17 protein-coding genes and 1 tRNA gene are annotated in these 18,955 nt (G+C 63.5%); 13 read left to right on the top strand and 5 right to left on the bottom strand.

The window, feature by feature from the left end; translation table 11 throughout:
- Position 1 precedes the first annotated feature (1 nt).
- Together IQ16_RS41045 and ruvX are read right to left on the bottom strand one after the other, a co-directional pair.
- Complete coding sequence (locus tag IQ16_RS41045; RefSeq protein WP_018644550.1) at positions 2-925, bottom strand: AEC family transporter; 924 nt, start codon at positions 923-925, stop codon at positions 2-4.
- A 4-nt stretch (positions 926-929) separates the two neighbouring features.
- On the bottom strand, positions 930-1,409 hold the full coding sequence (gene ruvX, locus IQ16_RS41040; RefSeq protein WP_018644551.1) for a Holliday junction resolvase RuvX: 480 nt from the start codon (positions 1,407-1,409) through the stop codon (positions 930-932).
- A gap of 47 nt (positions 1,410-1,456) precedes the next feature.
- Between ruvX and IQ16_RS41035 the strand changes: the two genes are divergently transcribed.
- Complete coding sequence (locus tag IQ16_RS41035; RefSeq protein ID WP_018644552.1) at positions 1,457-1,675, top strand: hypothetical protein; 219 nt, start codon at positions 1,457-1,459, stop codon at positions 1,673-1,675.
- A gap of 51 nt (positions 1,676-1,726) precedes the next feature.
- Here the strand turns inward: IQ16_RS41035 and IQ16_RS41030 are convergent, their stop codons facing one another.
- Together IQ16_RS41030 and IQ16_RS41025 are read right to left on the bottom strand one after the other, a co-directional pair.
- Entirely contained in the window at positions 1,727-2,662 is a 936-nt protein-coding gene (locus IQ16_RS41030) for a cyclase family protein (protein WP_018644553.1), read from the bottom strand.
- A gap of 187 nt (positions 2,663-2,849) precedes the next feature.
- Positions 2,850-3,740, bottom strand: a complete 891-nt coding sequence (locus IQ16_RS41025; RefSeq protein ID WP_018644554.1) for a LysR family transcriptional regulator — start codon at positions 3,738-3,740, stop codon at positions 2,850-2,852.
- A 97-nt stretch (positions 3,741-3,837) separates the two neighbouring features.
- Here IQ16_RS41025 and IQ16_RS41020 point away from each other — a divergent pair, with 97 nt between their 5' ends.
- From IQ16_RS41020 to IQ16_RS40965, 10 genes are all read left to right on the top strand, one after another.
- Entirely contained in the window at positions 3,838-4,848 is a 1,011-nt protein-coding gene (locus IQ16_RS41020; protein ID WP_018644555.1) for an NAD(P)H-dependent flavin oxidoreductase, read from the top strand.
- A gap of 21 nt (positions 4,849-4,869) precedes the next feature.
- A complete protein-coding gene (locus IQ16_RS41015) occupies positions 4,870-5,946 on the top strand; it encodes an NAD(P)H-dependent flavin oxidoreductase (protein ID WP_018644556.1) in 1,077 nt (358 codons plus the stop codon).
- A gap of 77 nt (positions 5,947-6,023) precedes the next feature.
- The gene (gene gatC, locus IQ16_RS41010) at positions 6,024-6,311 is read left to right on the top strand and encodes an Asp-tRNA(Asn)/Glu-tRNA(Gln) amidotransferase subunit GatC (protein WP_008548395.1); all 288 of its coding nucleotides are present in this window, start codon (positions 6,024-6,026) and stop codon (positions 6,309-6,311) included.
- Between the two features lie 14 nt (positions 6,312-6,325).
- Positions 6,326-6,538, top strand: a complete 213-nt coding sequence (locus tag IQ16_RS41005; RefSeq protein WP_018644557.1) for a hypothetical protein — start codon at positions 6,326-6,328, stop codon at positions 6,536-6,538.
- Positions 6,535-8,016 (top strand): Asp-tRNA(Asn)/Glu-tRNA(Gln) amidotransferase subunit GatA, encoded by a 1,482-nt coding sequence (gene gatA / locus IQ16_RS41000; protein ID WP_018644558.1) that lies wholly within the window; start codon positions 6,535-6,537, stop codon positions 8,014-8,016. The genes IQ16_RS41005 and gatA overlap by 4 nt, the downstream gene beginning before the upstream one ends.
- A gap of 2 nt (positions 8,017-8,018) precedes the next feature.
- Entirely contained in the window at positions 8,019-8,312 is a 294-nt protein-coding gene (locus IQ16_RS40995; protein ID WP_208751666.1) for a hypothetical protein, read from the top strand.
- Positions 8,309-9,193, top strand: a complete 885-nt coding sequence (locus IQ16_RS40990; protein ID WP_018644560.1) for an FkbM family methyltransferase — start codon at positions 8,309-8,311, stop codon at positions 9,191-9,193. The genes IQ16_RS40995 and IQ16_RS40990 overlap by 4 nt, the downstream gene beginning before the upstream one ends.
- Complete coding sequence (gene gatB / locus IQ16_RS40985) at positions 9,190-10,674, top strand: Asp-tRNA(Asn)/Glu-tRNA(Gln) amidotransferase subunit GatB (RefSeq protein ID WP_018644561.1); 1,485 nt, start codon at positions 9,190-9,192, stop codon at positions 10,672-10,674. The genes IQ16_RS40990 and gatB overlap by 4 nt, the downstream gene beginning before the upstream one ends.
- Before the next feature lie 1,543 nt (positions 10,675-12,217).
- On the top strand, positions 12,218-12,484 hold the full coding sequence (locus IQ16_RS40970; RefSeq protein WP_018644562.1) for a hypothetical protein: 267 nt from the start codon (positions 12,218-12,220) through the stop codon (positions 12,482-12,484).
- A gap of 196 nt (positions 12,485-12,680) precedes the next feature.
- On the top strand, positions 12,681-12,890 hold the full coding sequence (locus IQ16_RS40965) for a hypothetical protein (RefSeq protein WP_018644563.1): 210 nt from the start codon (positions 12,681-12,683) through the stop codon (positions 12,888-12,890).
- 141 nt (positions 12,891-13,031) lie between these two features.
- On the opposite strand, the gene IQ16_RS40960 is transcribed toward IQ16_RS40965, so the two are convergent.
- A tRNA-Ser gene (locus IQ16_RS40960) sits at positions 13,032-13,124 on the bottom strand.
- A gap of 492 nt (positions 13,125-13,616) precedes the next feature.
- Here IQ16_RS40960 and IQ16_RS40955 point away from each other — a divergent pair.
- Positions 13,617-16,229 (top strand): O-linked N-acetylglucosamine transferase family protein, encoded by a 2,613-nt coding sequence (locus IQ16_RS40955; RefSeq protein WP_018644564.1) that lies wholly within the window; start codon positions 13,617-13,619, stop codon positions 16,227-16,229.
- A 748-nt stretch (positions 16,230-16,977) separates the two neighbouring features.
- On the top strand, positions 16,978-18,585 hold the full coding sequence (locus IQ16_RS40950; protein WP_026312233.1) for a porin: 1,608 nt from the start codon (positions 16,978-16,980) through the stop codon (positions 18,583-18,585).
- The last annotated feature ends 370 nt before the right edge of the window (positions 18,586-18,955 follow it).

The raw sequence follows: 18,955 nt of genomic DNA, 5'->3' as shown, positions 1-18,955 counted from the left end.
CTCACGCCACCAGTGCGATCGCGATCGGCATCGTGATCGCGGCCAAAATCGTCTGCAGCGTGATGATCTGCGCCAGCAGCGGCGCATCCCCGCCCATCTGGCGGGCCAGCACATAGGCGCTGGGCGAGGTCGGCACCGCCGCGCAGATCGCGACGATCGCAAGGTTGGTGCCTGACAGCCCGAACCAGGCGGCCAGCGCGAGTGCGAGCACGGGCATCAGCGCCAGCTTGAACGCCACACCGATCGTCGCGCCCACGCTCGGGCGGAGCAGTCCCTTGAGCTGCAGGCCGGCGCCGGTGACGAGCAGGCCGATGGCGAGCGAGGAGCGTCCGAGCGCGTCCGCGACCTCGTGCCAGATCTTTGGCAGCGGCAGATGGACCACGTTGATGAGAAGCCCGATGGCGCAGGCCCAGATCAGCGGATTGCGGATCACCGTCATGACGATGGCGCGGGCGGACTGCTTCTCGGGCGAGGCATAGTGCGCGAGCACCGCGACGCTGAAGACGTTGACCAGCGGGATGATTGCGACCATCGCCACGGAGGCGAGCGCCAGCCCGACATCGCCATACAAATTGGCGGAGACGGACAGCGCGACATAGGTCTGCCAGCGCGTCGCGCCCTGGAAGATCGAGGTGAAAGCGGGGCCGTCGATATCGAGCCGCGACAGCGCGGGGCGCAGCGCGAGGCAGAGCAGCGACATCGCCAGTGCCGACAGCAGCAGCGCGCCGCCGACGCCGGCGACCGGCACCTTGGTGAGGTCCGCCTTCACCAGCGTCTGGATCAGCAGCATCGGGAACAGCACGAAATAGGTCAGCCGCTCCAGTCCGTGCCATTGTGTGTCCAGCCGCATCAGGCTGTGCCTGAGCACGACGCCGAGCACGATGAGGACGAAGACCGGCAGCAGCGCCGCGATCACCACAGTCATGGGATCAGCCGGTGCGGAGATTGGCGAGCCGGTCGAGCGCGCCCTGCAGGATGAAGATCGCGGCGTGCTCGTCGATCACCTCGGCGCGCTTGGCGCGGCTGACGTCCATGCCGATCAGCTCGCGTTCGACGGCCGCGGTCGACAGGCGCTCGTCCCAGAGGCCGATCGGGAGCGCGGTGAGGCCGGCGAGGTTGCGGGCGAAGGCGCGGGTGGATTGCGCGCGCGGGCCCTCACTGCCGTCCATGTTGATGGGCAGGCCGAGCACGAAGCCGGCCGCCTTGCGCTCGGCCGCGATCGCGAGCAGCCGGGCGGCGTCCTGCTTGAACTGCTTGCGCTGGATCGTCTCGACGCCGGTGGCGAGCCGCCGGTCCGGGTCGGACACGGCGACGCCAATGGTCTTGGTACCCAAATCAAGCCCGACCAGCGCACCGCGTTCGGGCCAGTGGGTTGCAGCATCGACGAGAGGCAGGATAAGAGCCGGCATGGATCTAGCGCATATCACGCGTCGCGCTGCGGAGTGAACCCTCGACGATGGATGCACTGACACTATTCGGCCTATTTGCCGTGACGGCGATGCTGGTCTGCTATGCCCTGGAGGGCCGCAGCCACTGGTTCGTGCTGCTGTTCGCGGCGTCCTGCGCGCTCGGCTCGGCCTACGGCTTCCTCCAGGGCGCCTGGCCGTTCGGCCTCGTCGAGGCGATCTGGGCCGTGGTTGCATTGCGGCGGTGGCAACTCACGCCGCAGAGATAGGCCGGGCGAGGGGCCCGCCGGGCGGCAGGCGGCTCCTCGCCCGGTATCAGATCAGCGGATCGCGATCGGGTTGATCATCGCCTGCACACCGCCGGTCCAGCGCGGCTGTCCGAGCACGAACAGGAATTCATAGCCCTTGTCCCGGGCGAGCGCAGCGGTGTCCATGTTCTCGAGGATGTAGGTCCCGTTCATCGCGAGCAGGATCTGGTGCACCTCGAACACGTTCTTGGACTCGAACGGCAGCACCTCGAGCGCCCAGGTGTCGGCGCCAACAGCGACGACGCCCTTGCCGGTCAGGTACTTTGCGCCCTCGACGCCAAGACCGGGCTCGCCGGCCGAGTAGCGCTTGTCATCCTTGCCGATCAGGCTGAGCCAGCCGGTGTGGAAGATGACGACGTCGCCCTGGCGGATCTCCACGTTCTGCTGCTTGGCGGCTTCCTCGATCTCCTTGACGTTGAAGGCGGTGCCTTCCTTCACCACGTCGGTCTTGAAATAGGCGGCCATGTCGAGCAGCACCCCGCGGGTGACCATCGGCGGCACCTTCTCGATGCCGAGCTTCTTCAATCCGTTCGGATCGGCGAAATCGGCGAGCTTGTTGCCGTTGTAATAGACGTGCTCGACGCCGAGATGGCCGAGCCCGTCGAGCTGGCTGCCGATGCCGACCCAGGTGTCGAGGATGTCGTCATTGTAGGTCGCCTTGTTGGGACCGAGGCCCGGGCTGCCGGCCTGTCCGGGCTGCACGATGGTGAGCTTGAAGGTGCGCGGCGGATAGGCGGGCGTCTGCGGCGTGACGGGAATGCCAAGGGCGTAGGTCTTGCCGGTCTTCACCAGAGAGGCGGCCTTCACCACGAGCTCGGGCGTCATGTAGTTGGCGGCGCCGATCTCGTCGTTCGGCCCCCATTTCGATTTGGTCCAGTCCTGTGCGCTTGCAGTTCCTGATATCGCCGACAACGCGGCGACGCAGCACAACACGAGCGTATTGCGCATCGATAGTCCTCCCGATGTTTGGCTTCGTTTATGGTTTCGCGCTGGCCAGTCACTCATCCTAACGTAGAATGATCGCGCGCTTCAAAGCTTTTCGATGTGTTGCGCTGCGACGGCAGAACGCTGCACGTATCGATTCAAACGCGATAGATTTGTGACGAATTTCGTGGCGTGGAACGTTCGCGTCGCGTCAGGCCGCGATGACATCCTCGTCCTTCTTCAGGCACGCGGCAAAGCCTTGCAGCGCGCTGTATTGATGTCCGGCGCTGCGCTGGATGAAGAGCGTCTCGGCGCGCGCATGCGAGGGGCTCAGCGTGTGAATGGAGACGCTTCCGTTCATCGCGCTGCGTTCGACGACCGCGCGCGGCAGCAGCGTCACGCCCATGTCGGCGGCGACGCAGCCGATCATGCCGTCGAGCGTGCCGAGCTCGAAACGCGTCGCCGACGGCCAGCCGAACTCGACGAACACCTGCTCGAGCCGCTGGCGATAGGTGCAGCCGGTGCGGAACACCAGCGCGGTCGGGCCCGACTCCGGCGTGCCGGCGCGCAGCTCCGCAAGCGAAGTCCAGCGCCGCGCGCTGACCAGCACCAGCTCTTCGCGGAAGGCGCTCGTCGCCGTGAGGTCGGCATGTGCGATGGGACCTGCGACGAAGGCGCCGTCGAGCGTGCCGTCAAGCACGCCGGCGACGAGGTCGGCCGTGGTGGCGGTGCGCAAGGAGAGGCGCACGGCGGGGAAGCGACGGTGGAAATCGGCGAGCAGTGGTGGCAATCGCACGGCTGCCGTCGTCTCCATCGAGCCGATCGCCAGCGGTCCCTTCGGCTCGCCATCGTCGCGTGCGGCCAGCACGGCCTCGCGCGACAGCGCGGCCATCCGCTGCGCGTAGGGGAGGAGACGTTTGCCGGCGCCGGTCAGCGTCATGCCGCGGCTGTGGCGTTCGAACAGCGGCGTGCCGATCTCCGCCTCCAGTGCCTTCACGCGCTGGGTGACGTTCGATTGCACCGTGTTGAGCTCTTCCGCGGCGCGGGTGATGCCGCCGGTGCGGGCGACCGCGGCGAAAGTCTGGATGTCGCTGAGTTCCATGGCGTCGTTTCGCTTTTGAGATGGCAGCGTTCGCAACAATTCATTTTTCGAGAATGCTAGTCGGACCTAGTCTCGCTGTCCAGATCGGGGAGGAGCCATGCCGATTGCGACACCGTTGACCACGCTGCTCGAGATCGAGCATCCGATCCTGCTGGCGCCGATGGATGTCGTCGCCGGCAGTCGTCTGGTCTCGGCTGTGAGCCGTGCCGGCGGTTTCGGCATTCTCGGCGGCGGCTACGGCGAGCAGGCGTGGCTGGAGCAGGAGACGGCGAAGCTCGCCGAACTGCGTGCGCCGTTCGGGATCGGCTTCATCACCTGGAGCCTCGCCAGAAAGCCCGAGCTTCTCGATGTCGCGCTCACCGCCAAGCCGTCTGCGATCATGTTGTCGTTCGGCGATCCCGCGCCGTTCGCGCCGAGGATCAAATCCGCCGGTGCGCGCCTGATCTGTCAGGTGCAGGACGAGGTGATGGCGCGGCAGGCGCTCGACGCCGGTGCCGACATCCTGATCGCGCAGGGGACGGAGGCGGGCGGTCACGGCGCCTCGCGCACCACCGTCGATCTGGTGCCTGCGATCGTCGATCTCGCCGCGGGCCGTGTGCCTGTCGTCGCGGCCGGCGGCATCGCGGACGGGCGCGGGCTCGCCGCGATGATGATGCTGGGCGCGAGCGGCGTGCTTCTCGGCACGCGCTTCTATGCCAGCCAGGAGGCTGACGGCGCGGAGGAGGCCAAGCGGCGCATCTGCGCAGCGAACAGCGGCGCGACGGTGCGCGGCATCATCTTCGATCTCTCGCGCAACAATGTCTGGCCGGCGCCGTTCACGGGACGGTGCCTGGTCAACGACCATGCGCGGCGCTGGATCGGGCGCGAGGTCGAGCTGATGCAGAATGTTGCCGCAGTCGCGGCTGAATATGCGGCGGCAAAGGCGGCAGGCAATTTCGACGTCGCCGCGGTGATCGCGGGCGAGGCGGCCGGATTGATTCATGATATTCCACCGGCGGCGGAGATCGTCGAGCGGATTGCGGTGGAGGCGGAGCAGCTTCTCGCCGGCAGGAGAAACTCGGTAGTCGCGGCGCAAACTTCTTCACCCTCCCCTGGAGGGGGAGGGTAAGGAAAACGAGAGAGAACAACCATGTGGCCTGACCGTCGACTGATCGATCTCTTCAAGACCGAATTCCCGATCGTGCTGGCGCCGATAGCGGGCGCGATGGATGCAAAGCTCGCGATAGCGGCAGCGAAGGGCGGCGCGCTCGGCTCGCTACCATGCGCGATGCTGTCGGCCGAGAAGGCGCGCGAGCAGGTCAACATCATCCGCCAGCATGTCTCGGCGCCGATTAACATGAACTTCTTCTCCCACAAGCCGCGCGAGCTTTCGGCGGAAGCCGAGGCGCGCTGGAAGCAGCGCCTGGCTTCCTATTACGCGGAGTATGGCCTCGATCCGGCCACGCCGATCGCGGCCGCCAACCGCGCGCCGTTCGATGCCGCGTTCTGCGAGGTGGTCGAAGAATTGAGGCCGGAGGTCGTCAGCTTCCACTTCGGCCTGCCGGAGCCGAAACTGCTTCAGCGCGTGAAGGCCACTGGCGCCGTCGTTATGTCGTCGGCCACGATCGTGAAAGAGGCGATCTGGTTGGAGGAGAACGGCGCCGACGTCGTTATCGCGCAGGGCGCGGAAGCCGGCGGCCATCGCGGCATGTTCCTGACCGAGAATGTCGCCGAGCAACCCGGCACATTCGCGCTGGTGCCGCAGGTGGTTGACGCGGTGAAGGTACCTGTCATCGCGGCCGGCGGCATCGCCGACGGACGCGGCATCGCGGCGGCATTCGCACTGGGTGCTTCTGGGGTGCAAATCGGCTCAGCATATCTGCGCTGCCCGGAGTCCACGGTAAGCCCGGCAGCGCGCCTGGCGCTGGCACGGGCGGGGGACGATACGACCGTCATCACCAATGTGGTGACCGGCCGTCCAGCGCGTGGTGTCCCCAACCGTGTCATGCGCGAGATCGGCCCGATTTCGCCTGATGCGCCGGCCTTCCCGCATGCCGCCACCCCGCTCGGACCGCTGAAGGCGGCTGCCGAAAAGCAGGGCAAAGTCGATTTCACCAATCTCTTTGCCGGACAAGCCATTGCCTTGGGCCGCGAGGTCCCTGCGGCTGAATTGACCCGTGATCTGGCCAAATCGGCCTTGGCTCGCCTGAAAGCGCTGTCCGGATAGGCCCCCAGGGCCGGTTGCGGCGCAAAAGCGGCCTCTGCTATACGGCACATAGGTTTTGCTGTGAGAGGCCTTATATAATGTCCGTCGACGCCGCTACCGTCCGCCGCATCGCGCATCTGGCGCGCATTGCGGTTTCCGAGGACGAGGTTCCGCATCTGCAGGGCGAGCTCAACGCCATGCTCGCCTTCGTCGAGCAGCTCTCGGAGGTCAATGTCGAGGGCGTGGAGCCGATGACCTCGGTGACCCCGATGCAGATGAAGAAGCGGCAGGACGTGGTCAATGACGGCGAGATCGCCGACGATATCGTTGCCAACGCGCCGGCGACCGAAGGTCACTTCTTTCTGGTGCCGAAGGTCGTTGAATAAACAGGTTAGGTCCGATGTGCCTGCTATGCGACGATGAGAAGGCCTATCAGGCCTACATGAATTACCTCGACAAGATGGAGCGGCAGGGCAGGGCTGCCGACCCCAATGTCGCCGTCAATGCCGTGCTCGACGAGATCGAGGCGGCCGCGAAAGCCGCCGCCAAGAAAGACGACCCGGCCAACGACAAGACCCTGTCTCCGTTCTTCTGCAGCCCGATCAATAAATGACCGATTTGACATCGCTGACGCTCGCCGAGGCCCGCAAGGGTCTCGCCGACAAGACTTTCACGTCACTCGAGCTGACCGACGCGCATCTGAGCGCGATCGAAGCTGCGCGTGTGCTCAACGCCTTCGTGCTGGAGACGCCCGACCAGGCGCGCAGCATGGCGCGCGAGGCCGACGCCAGGATCGCCAAGGGCGATGTGGGTCCGCTCGCCGGCATCCCGCTCGGCATCAAGGATCTGTTCGCGACCAAGGGCGTGCGCACCACGGCGTGCTCGAAGATCCTCGGCAATTTTGTGCCGACCTACGAGTCCACCGTCACCTCACAGCTCTGGCGCGACGGCGCGGTGATGCTCGGCAAGCTCAACAATGACGAGTTTGCGATGGGCTCTGCGAACGAGACCTCGTGCTTCGGTCCCGTCGGCAATCCCTGGAGGCGCGACGGCAGCAACACGACGCTGGTGCCGGGCGGCTCGTCCGGCGGCTCGGCCTCGGCGGTGGCGGCGCTGCTGTGCATGGGTGCGACTGCGACAGATACCGGCGGCTCGATCCGCCAGCCGGCGGCGTTCACCGCAACCGTCGGCATCAAGCCGACCTATGGCCGATGCTCGCGCTGGGGCATCGTCGCCTTTGCCTCCTCGCTCGACCAGGCAGGTCCCATCGCACGCAGCGTGCGCGACAGCGCGATGCTGCTGCGCTCGATGGCCGGGCACGATCCGAAGGACACGACCTCGGTCGACATCCCCGTGCCGGATTACGAAGCCGCGATCGGCAAGTCCGTGAAGGGCATGAAGATCGGCATCCCCAAGGAATATCGTCTCGACGGCATGCCGGCCGAGATCGAGAAGCTGTGGAGCGAGGGCGCGGCGTGGCTGAAGGCGGCGGGTGCCGAGCTCGTCGAAGTGTCGCTGCCGCACACGAAGTATGCGCTGCCGGCTTATTACATCGTGGCGCCGGCGGAGGCGTCCTCCAACCTCGCGCGCTACGACGGCGTCCGCTATGGCCTGCGCGAGCAGGCCAAGAACATCATCGAGCTGTACGAAAACACTCGCGCCGAAGGTTTTGGCGCCGAGGTGCGCCGCCGCGTCATGATCGGCACCTATGTTCTCTCGGCCGGCTATTACGACGCCTATTATCTGCGCGCCCAGAAGGTGCGTACGCTGATCAAGAAGGACTTTGAGGATTGCTTCGCCAAGGGCGTCAACGCGATCCTCACCCCGGCGACGCCGTCGGCTGCCTTCGGCATCGGCGAGAAGAGCGGCGAAGATGCGGATCCGGTCGAGATGTATCTCAACGACATCTTCACGGTGACCGTGAACATGGCGGGCCTGCCGGGTATCGCCGTGCCCGCCGGCAAGGATACGCAGGGCCTGCCGCTCGGCCTGCAGCTGATCGGCCGTCCATTCGAGGAGGAGACGCTGTTCTCGCTCGGCGAGGTGATCGAGCAGGCGGCAGGCCGCTTCACGCCCGCGAGGTGGTGGTGACGATGGCGGCGTTCATCGCCAGCCTCGACGACGCAGCACCTGCGCCGGAACTCGGCGCACCGCTCGCCGGCCTCTGGTGGGCCGCCAAGGGCGACTGGGACCGTGCGCACGGGATCGTTCAGGACGACAGCAGCCGCGAGGCCGCCTGGGTGCACGCCTACCTGCATCGGGTCGAGGGTGATCTCGGCAACGCCGGCTATTGGTATCGCCAGGCCGGACAGCCCGTGGCAAAGGATTCGCTTGAAGCAGAATGGCAGCGCATCGCCAACGCGCTGAGTGGGAGTGCGCCGGCATGAGCGAGTCTGGATTCAAGGGGCCCAAGGCGAAGCCCGAGGATCTGTTCGGCCGTTTTCGCGAGATCGTTTCCGATCCCCTCAACCTTCTGATTGAACGCGTCCCGATGGCTGGTCATGTCGAAGGCGACCAGGTCTATCTGCATAACGGCCTGAAGGTCCCGGGCATCGGGCCCGGCGCGTATTACGGACCCTTCAGCAGCGTGCTCATGATCAATCGCGGCGTCCACGAGCCGCTGGAGGAGTACGTCTTTCAGGAGCTGCTGAAGCGGCTGGGCGAGACGCCTGCGATGATCGAGCTCGGCGCCTATTGGGGCCACTACTCCATGTGGCTCAAGAAGGTCCGCCCCAAGGCAGAAGTCATCCTGGTCGAGCCGGACCCCGCTTGCCTGAAGACCGGACAGGATAATTTCGCGCGCAACGGACTGAAGGGTGAGTTCATCAAGGCCTTCGTCGGCAACGGCAAGTTCGAGGTCGACGCCTTCTTCCGGGACAGGAAGATCAAGCATATCGACATATTGCATGCCGATATCCAGGCCTTTGAAGTCGAGATGCTGCAAGGCGCGGAGAGCGTGCTGACCAAGCGCCGCGTCGATTATCTATTTATTGCAACCCATTCGCAGGCCCTCCATCGCGAGGTGGTCGATCGTCTCAAAGCGCAGGGCTATCGGGTCGAGATATCCAGCGATTTCGAGGGCCAGAGCACTTCATTCGACGGCTTCGTGTTTGCTTCCTCTCCGGAGGTCGCGGCGCTGTTCGGAGAGATCGAGGTGATGGGCCGCCCCGAGATCGCGCTGCGCCGGCCGGCCGACGTGCTTCGGTCGCTCAACGGGTTTCTCGACGCGAGTGAACGGCGAACAGCCAACGGACCAGTAACGCCATGAACGCATCCGCCACCCCCCACAAGCTTCTCAAAGGCGCCACCGGTGACTGGGAGATGGTCATCGGCATGGAGATCCATGCCCAGGTGACCTCGAACGCAAAACTGTTCTCGGGCGCCTCCACCGCATTCGGCGGCGAGCCGAACAGCCACGTGTCGCTGGTCGACGCGGCGATGCCGGGTATGCTGCCCGTCATCAACGAGGAATGCGTCAGGCAGGCTGTCCGGACCGGGCTCGGTCTCAACGCGACGATCAATTTGCGTTCGGTGTTCGACCGGAAGAACTATTTCTATCCGGACCTGCCGCAGGGCTACCAGATCAGCCAGTACAAATCGCCTGTGGTGGGCGAGGGCGAGGTGCTGGTCGAGCTCGATGGCGGCCGCAGCGTCACCGTCGGCATCGAGCGCCTGCATCTCGAGCAGGACGCCGGCAAGCTGCTGCACGACCGTTCGCCGACCATGTCCAATGTCGATCTCAACCGCTCCGGCGTGGCGCTGATGGAGATCGTGTCAAAACCGGACATCCGCGACGCCGAGCAGGCCAAGGCCTATGTGACCAAGCTGCGCTCGATCCTGCGCTATCTCGGCACCTGCGACGGCGACATGGAGAAGGGATCCTTGCGCGCCGACGTCAACGTCTCGGTGCGCAAGCCCGGCGGGCCGCTCGGCACCCGCTGCGAGATCAAGAACATGAACTCGATCAACTTCATCGGCCAGGCGATCGAGTACGAGGCGCGGCGCCAGATCGAGATTCTCGAGGAAGGCGGCCAAATCGACCAGGAGACGCGGCTCTACGATCCCAACAAGGGCGAGACGCGCTCGATGCGGTCGAAGGAAGAGGCGCACGACTATCGCTACTTCCCCGATCCCGACCTCTTGCCGCTCGAGTTCAGCCAGGCGTTCGTCGACGAGCTGAAGGCTGAGTTGCCGGAGCTGCCGGACCAGAAGAAGACGCGCTTCGTCGCCGATTTCGGCCTGTCGGCCTATGATGCGAGCGTGCTCGTTGCCGAGCGCGAGAGCGCGGTATTCTACGAGACGGTGCTCGACAAGCTCGCCAACCGCGCGCGCGACGGCAAGATGGCAGCGAACTGGGTGATCAACGAGCTGTTCGGCCGTCTCAACAAGGAAGGCCGGGACATTACGGGCTCGCCGGTCAATGCCGAGCAGCTTGCTGCGATCATCGACCTGATCGGTGAGGGCACGATCTCGGGCAAGATCGCCAAGGATCTGTTCGAGATCGTCTGGCAGGAAGGCGGCGACCCCCGCGCGCTGGTCGAAAGCCGCGGCATGAAGCAGGTCACCGACCTCTCGGCGATCGAGAAGGTGGTCGACGACATCATCGCGGCCAATCCCGACAAGGCCGCGCAGGTGAAGGACAAGCCGCAGTCGCTCGGCTGGTTCGTCGGCCAGGTGATGAAGGCGTCGGGCGGCAAAGCCAACCCGCAGAGCGTCAACGACCTGCTCAAGTCCAAGCTCGGCGTCTAGGCTCACGCGTTCGAACGAGGTGGCGGACACGCTCCGTCACCTCGCGACGGCTTCGCGATGCGACGTTCGTGCGCATCGTTGGTGGCAAACATCACCCGCTGAGGGCGCGCAGCGCCACCGAATCGCCGTCGCGCGATTCGCGCGAAACGGCGACTTGCACACGCTCTGACGAGCGCTTCCGCCGTTAAGCATGAAAATAATTTCGTTGCCAAAAATCGCGACTCAGAGTCCGCGACTCGCCTCTGCGAGGCGATAGCGCGCATTGCAGTGCACTTCATCGCACTGATCACGCGTGATGTGTGCGCGCAGAATAGTACTTGCTGCATAGAGTTTTTCTGCAATCACTGCGCTGGACGACGTCGATGCTGCGAGAAGCATTTGCAATCGCGGACGCGTGTCTCTGCGTGTCGGCAAATCAAGCGCGGCTGGCGCACGCGCACCGCGCCGTCAACACTTCCTTAAGTGAGAAGATGTTTTTTTCGTCGTGTTGGTGTATTTGGGGTGAGTGCATTCGATCCCCGAGTGCACGCAGCGATTAAAGCCATCTCACACATCGGAGGGCAACATGGCCAAGAAAGCGAAGAAGGCGAAGAAGGCGAAGAGCGCAGTGAAGAAGACTGCGAAGAAGACCCGCAAGGTCGCGAAGAAGAAGAAGTAACTTCGCTTCTGAAGTTGCCGGCTCTTAGAGCAGCCGGCACGTCATCAGCGCCTCCCAGAGGTTCTGGTCGACGATAGAGGGTGTCGGCGAGACATCAGGTCAACGGTCGGGCCGTTCTCTTTCACGGTCCGGCAGAAGAAACGAGTTTTCTTCGTTCGGTGCGGTTCTCCTTCCGGGGCTCCGCAATTTCACAAGCGGCCTTCGGGTCGACGTGAAATCTGGTCCTGACGTGTTCGCCGACGCCCTCGTTCTCCCTGAGGCCGGGGTATTGCCGGCATCCCCTTTCCCACATTGCTGATCTGACCGCGACGCGTCCGCGCCGCTTCTGTCGTGCTGCCTTGGGGCAGACGATGGCTGCGGCGAACCGGCGATTGCCGTGACGGTCATGGCTCGGGCGACTGCGCCAAGCCCACCAAGACCGATTCCCCAGACCCGAGCTCGCGCCGGCCGGCATTGGTGGCTGCGAGTGGTGCCGCCGCACGAGGCGGCCACGCGGGGCTCTTCGGGTGAGCCGCTCCCACAAATTGTAACCGCAGGACGCGCACCACCGCGCGCGATGGTTATCGATGTCCCAAAATCCTGCGGTAAACAGAATCTGACGAATCGCAGAAGTGCCTGCAAATCGGGGACTTTTTGAATTTTGCGCGCAGGCGCCGCGCGCTCGCGTTTACGTCTGCTTCATCGCGATACTTAAACTGCCATTCAAATTTGCCCGCCATCATCGCCTCCAACAAGCCGGCAAACGGCTTGGGCAAGAAGACTTCGACGAGAAGACTTGGGGAAGAGTTGAACAGTGCACGATCCCAGAAGGGATCATGCAAATCAGAGTTGGACGGGGGCCGCGCTCGGGGGAACGAGGCGGCACAAGAAAAAAGGGGATGCGTTATGTTTCAGGGTACTTTCGATCTGGAGATGGCGACGCCGATCGATGCCAGCGCGCTGTCGGACGTGCTGTTCGAGCGCGGGATCTATTGGTCGAGCGGCCGCTCCGGCCTCGTCGATCTCGTCGCCGCGCACAAATGGTTCAACCTCGCTGCCCTGAAGGGCCGCAAGGACGCCGTGGCGCTCCGCCAGGAAGTTGCTGGCCAGATGTCGGATGCCGAGATCTCGGCTGCGCAGCGCGACGCGAGGGCGTGGGTTTCCGCGCACTAGAGCCGTTTCCGGTCCGATGGAACCGGACCGGGCTCTCGGTCCCTGTTTGATGCGCGGTTCTTGCGCGAGCCGATATCGACTTCGCTCGAAACCCGCTTTGAACCGAGAATCGCATCCAACCCCGTGTTTTCACGGGCGGACCTGTTGCGCTGAATCAAATCTTTCGTCGTGCCGCCACTTAAGAAACCCGCGCGGCATGAACACCCACGACACCAAACGACAATGGCTGCCGATTCAGATCGCTCCCGATGACTGCGATCTGGAACTCGGACGGCCGCACAAGACGGGCATCGTGCCCTGGACCTTTCCGGTTCGCCGCAGGTGCGGCGTCTGGTTCAACGTCTGGGCCAACGAGCCGGTGCTGATTTCGCCGTCGCATTGGCGCATCTGGCGGTCCGGCCGCTAGGCGCGGACACACATATATAAGGTCATCGGGAATCGGCCTGAGCTCGGCGGCGCTGGTGCTGGCGCGGGGCTTCCGGAGCCGATCGGCGGCCGCCTTCAGCTGAAAGAGCCCACAGACTTTGTTGATGCTGCTGCTGTTGGGTGGCGGAGAGGGAGGGATTCGAACCCTCGATACAGCTTGAGACCGTATGACGCTTTAGCAAAGCGTTGCCTTCAGCCACTCGGCCACCTCTCCGGTGCGAGCCTTATGCCTCTAATTCGTTGGGCCGGTCAATTTGTAAGCGCGTGATTGCGCTCGAATATTCCCAGCGATTTTCGAAACAGGCCGGCTTGCTTTCGGGACGAGAACCATTACGCCGCGAGAACAGGCGCGGGGGGCCGGAATGTCTGGCATTTATCGTGAGGCTGTTTCTTGCGCGTGGGGTGCTCCTCCTGGCGTAAGTAGCTGGATTTACTGCAGAATCGATAGAGTTGTACGGCAGAGCCTATCGAGCTGGGAATTCGCTCGTCTCCGCGATGCCCCAGTAACGCTTTGAATCTAATTGATTTATAGCCAAGTGCCTGCTGTCGCGCGTGGAGCGAGCTGCTCCTTGACCGTATTCGCTCGGACGGCCCGCCGATTCTGGTAACGATGCTCCCGGCGGAATAAGCGCCGCAGCGGCCGCCCGGATGGGCGTTGGCGGGACCGGTTGCTATGGTCAACGAGTTGAATTGAGGGAGGAATGGCTTGGCGAACGAGTTGCAGGCCAAATTTCGGCGTGCCGTCGATGCCTTTCAGGGCAGGGACCTGGCGAAAGCGGAAAAAATACTCGAGCAGATCAGGAGATCCTCCCCGAACATCTTTGACGTCGAGCACTTCCTCGGCGTGATCAAGCTGATGCAGGGCCGGTTTTCGGAGGCCGAGATTCATCTCAAGGCGGCGGTCGGCCTGAATGGAAGCAGTGACGAAGCGCTCAGCAACTATGGCTATGCGCTCAAATCCCTGAATCGCCCCCAGGAGGCGCTGACGTATTTTTCGCGCGCCTTGGCGGTGAATCCGCGCAATCCTCTTTCCTACCACAACCGAGGTTCGATCCTCGCCGAGTTTGCGAGAGACTATTCGAACGCGATCGATCAATTCGACAAGGCGATAGCCTACAATCCGAACTTCGCCGATGCCTATGTGAGCAAGGGCAATTGCCTCGAAAAACTGCAACGCTACGAAGACGCTCTCGTCGCCTACGACAAGGCGCTGGCGATCAAGCCCGATCTGGAGAATGCCTGGCTCGGCCGCGGCAATGCCTTGCGGAATCTCAAGCGCCATGACGAGGCATTTGCAACCTACGACAGGGCGCTGTCGGGCAAGCCTGGGTTCGGGGACGCATGGATTGGCCGAGGTGACGTCTTGGCCGATCTCAAGCGCCATGACGAAGCGCTTGCTGCCTACGAGAAGGCGCTGGCGATCAAGCCCGATCTGGCGAATGCGTGGGTTGCGCGGGGGCATGTTCTCTGGGGCCTTGCGCGCTACGACGACGCGCTTGCCGCCTACGACAAGGCGCTGTCGACCAAGCCCGATCTGGAGGGCGCCTGGCTTGGCCGCGGCAATGTTTGCTGCGATCTGAAGCGCTACGACGCAGCATTCGCGGCGTATGACAAGGCGCTGTCGATCAGGCCTGATCTGGCGGAGGCGTGGCTTGGCCGGGGCAACGTTCTCACCGAGCTCAAGCGCTATGATGGCGCATCTGCCGCTTATGAGCGGGCGCTGTCGATCAGGCCCGACCTCGCCGAAGCATGGCTCGGTCAAGGCAATGTTGCGTGGGGGCTTAAGCGCTACGAGGATGCTCTTGCTGCTTTCGACAAGGCACTCTCGACCAAGCCTGAACTGGAAGGGGCCTGGATTGGTCGAGGCAATGTCTTCACCGATCTCAGGCGCTTCGACGAGGCTCTTGCCGCTTACGACAAGGCCCTGTCCATCAATCCTGATCTCGAAGGCATCGAGGGGTTGCGTCTCTATGCAAAGATGCATTTGTGCAACTGGGATCATCTGGAGGAAGAGATCAGTCATTTGACGGCGGCAATCCGGGCGGGGAAAGCGAATAGCTCTCCCTTTGCATTGCTGTCGCTGACGGATTCTCCTGACGATCATCTCCGATGCGCCAGAGCATGGGTCGCCGCAAAGCTCCCGCAATTCTCGAAACCAGGCGCGAAGGGGGAGAGCAACAGGCACGACAGGATTAGGGTCGGATATGTCTCGCCCGATTTGCGCGAGCATCCGGTCGGCTACCTGACCGCCGGGATTTTCGAGAGCCACGACACCGACCGCTTCGAGACCTACGCCTTCTCGATCGGTCCGGGGGACGACAGCGAATTGCGCAAGCGGCTGGAAGGCTCCTTCCATCGCTTCATCGATTGTCAGCACAAGAACGACGGTGAGGTCCTGCAAGCGATCAACGATGCCGGGATCGACATCCTCGTCGATCTTGCCGGACATACGCACAATGCCAGGCTGTCGCTGTTCGCATCCGGTCCAGCTCCGATTGTGGTCAATTACCTCGGATTCGCAGGGACATTGGGAAGCAAGGACCTCGCGCATTACATCATCGCCGACAAGGTCGTGCTGCCGGAATCCAGCGCCCCGTTCTTTGAAGAGAAGGTCGTTCGCCTGCCTGGCAGTTTCATGCCGCGCGACAGCAGGGGACAGGCCATCGACCAGACGGCCTGCGACAGGGCCGATCACGATCTGCGGCCGGAATGGACGGTGTTTTGCTGCTTCAACAATGCCTACAAGATCAATCCGTCCGTCTTCGGCAGCTGGATGAATATCCTGAGGAGCGTGGACCAGTCGGTGTTGTGGTTGTCCGATATGGCGGAAATGGCAAAATCCAACCTGAGAAAGGAAGCAGGACGCCTCGGCATCGATCCGGACCGCCTCGTGTTCGCAAGGCGCCTTTCATCATCCTCCGACCATCTGGCGCGCCATCGCCTTGCCGACCTGTTTCTGGATACACTGCCATACAACGCACATACGACGGCCAGCGATGCGCTGTGGGCCGGTCTGCCCGTCCTGACGCAGATCGGAAATGGTTTCGCAGGCCGCGTCGCCGCGAGCTTGCTTGAGGCCGCTGGCCTGCCCGAGCTGATCACGCGGACACGCGAGGAATATGAAGCGCTCGCGATCGACCTGGCGCGCAACAAGCAAAGGCTTCAGGCCATTCGCAACAGGCTGCAAGAGAACCGGACAACGTCGCTGTTTGATGCGCCTCTCTATACGAAGCATTTGGAGGCGGCCTACGAGGCAATGCTTCAAAGGCATCAAGCTGGATTGCCGCCGGACCAGATCGAAATTCAGGCGCTTGGGTGAGCAGGCCGTCCTACGCCTGCCGCCCCCATTGCTGACACGGACGCACCACAGCCGCTCCGCCCGCTCCCGGGTTCCCGGACTGGCGCCCGACGGGGATCGAGGACGCTGATTGGGAAGAAGGGGCTGGCGCCGGATGCCGGCTGTTTCGGCCGGCCTGGTGGCCCAGTGCCGGTCCGAGCCAATCTATCCGAGCCACTTCATATGAATGTCCACTGCCGCGTCGACCGGCGTCCTTCTGGCGGCTGCTGTCGTGGCCGTGACCTTGCCAGGTGAGCCATTTCGCGGCGGGCCGGCGTGCCGCCTGAGTCTCCGGCCGATTCCACGATTCGACCGCGTCAGAACCGCAAAGGGACGACGCTCCGTCCGCGCCGCCTCAACTGAGGATTTTCAGAGGCGAATGGAACCGTCTCGAAAACATCAGAAAAAACAGTATGTTGCGAGGGCGCCGTGATCACATCTGCGTGTTATTTGTGCAACACCCGTCGGAAAACGAGCTTCATAGGCCCGTCTTGAAGCGTTCTGTTGTTGTGTGTGCAAGGACGTTCGGTAATTGTGACTGAGCGACGGAGGGGGGCATCCCGAGGTCGTCCCGTTTTAGGTGGTTCGCTTAAGTCCCTCGCGTTCAGCGGGTGTGTCCGAAGGCGCGAAGCGACTAAGCGGTGAGTTAAGGGACAAGGGAACCAACCTTAGGGTGTCGTCACCCAGCGGATCCGGAACCTTCCCTATAGAGCAAACTTGGAGGTTTAACATGAAGTTGGTTAAGAGCCTTTTGCTCGGTTCAGCGGCGGGTCTGATCGCCGTTGGCGGAGCGCAGGCAGCCGATCTCCCCGTGAAGGCCAAGGCGGTCGAATACGTGAAGATCTGCTCCCTGTACGGTGCCGGATTCTACTACATCCCGGGCACTGACACCTGCATCAAGCTGGGTGGTTACCTGCGCGCCGAAGTCGCGCTGGGCACCAACTCGGACTTCACCCTGAACCAGAACGTCTCGACCCAGGGCGCCAACGGTGCGCGCAACCGTCTGACGAACTACTACACCGCGCGCGCTCGTGAAGACCTCAACATCGACACGCGCACCGCGACCGAGTACGGCGTCGTCCGTACCTTCTTCGACGGCGTGTTCTCCTGGACCACCGGCAACTACGTCGGCACCGGCAGCGCGACCGGCACCACCGCCTACAGCGGCGCGCTGGCGACTGCCACGACCCCTGGCGCGACCACCACGTCGCTCTTCGGCTCGGGCGGTGGCTCGGTGAACGGCACCGACGGCAACACCTCGGCCGGTTCGCTCGGCGTGTACTACGCCTTCATCCAGTTCGCTGGCTTCACGATGGGTAAGGCCGTGTCGCAGTTCGACGCGCCCTGGACCAACTATCCCGGCAACAACTTCGACGGTCTCGTCGGCGGCAGCGGCACGGTCACTGGTATCAACCAGTTCTCCTACACCGCTGACTTCGGTCAGGGCATCACGGCGGCGATCTCGCTGGAAGATCCGACCTCGTACATGCAGGCCGGCAACCTCAACATGACCGGTGCGACCGCGTCGAGCGTCCTCGGTGCCTCCTACGGCTCCAACGCCATCGGCGGTTCGCGTTCGCCGAACATCGTCGGTCAGGTTCGTGTCGACCAGGCCTGGGGCCTCTTCCAGGCGTCGGTTGCGGCCAAGGACAACCACGTCGCTTACTACGGCGCGACCGAGCCCACTGGCCACCCCGACGACAAGTGGGGTTGGGCGGTTCAGCTCGCTTTGTCGATCAAGAACATCCCGACTGGTGCGGGTGACGTGATCAACATCCAGGGCGTCTACACCGACGGCGCGACCCGCTACAACTTCCAGAACCTGGCGGGCAGCACCTACGTGATGTTCGGCGGCTCAAGCACTGCCTACCAGAGCCTCGGCTATGCCTCGGCTCCGGACACCGTGTTCATCACGGGCAGCTCGCAGGAGACCGTCAAGACCTGGGGCTTCCGCGGTGCTTACACCCATAACTGGGATCCCTACTGGAACACGGCGATCTACGGTGCTTACGCTCAGGCGCAGTTCGGCACCTTGGCCAAGACCACGCTGTGCGGCGCCGGTGGTGCTGGTGGTGGCGTGATCGGTGCTGGCTTTGCCGGCGTGACGTCGTGCAACCCGGACTTCGCGATCGCCCAGGCGGGTATCATCACCCGCTGGACCCCGGTCAAGAACCTGACGTTCTCGGCTGACCTCGCCTGGACCCATCTCGACCAGAAGTATGCTGGTACGGTGACCCCGGCCGCTCTGGTCCCGGTTCCGGCCAAGCCGGTCGCGACCTACGAGCTCAAGGATCAGAACTCGGTCGTTCTGCTCCTCCGCGCTCAGCGCAACTGGTAAGTTCGGTCTAACGACCTGACAGAGAGCCCCGGCGGGAAACCGCCGGGGCTTTTCTTTGTGTGCCGAGTATGAGCGACAGCTTGGAGGTGGAAGTCCTCTATCCAGCCTGATGGCGGCGAAGGATTAGCGAAGCGCAAGGGCGTCATCGTGAGGTGGGGTCTGAAGAAAGCGTGGAGCAAAGCCGCGGCCCGATGGACAAACACCGGATAACGAGGCCTACCCGGCCGGACGAGCGAGCAATTGATCGCGAAGTCCAAGGTCATCAAAGGTCGGGGTGGTAAATTCGGCGGGCGTGCGGTGAAGGCGGTCGGTCTTACCTCGGGAGGTCTGCGCTGTGTCTCGGCAACGAGACTGAGACCGTCGCAAGACG

The sequence above is a fragment of the Bradyrhizobium huanghuaihaiense genome (genome assembly GCF_007830635.1).
GTDB classification, from domain to species: Bacteria; Pseudomonadota; Alphaproteobacteria; order Rhizobiales; family Xanthobacteraceae; genus Bradyrhizobium; species Bradyrhizobium huanghuaihaiense.
Note: the sequence above shows the minus strand (reverse complement) of the source record. Positions and strands in the feature narration are given on the sequence as shown.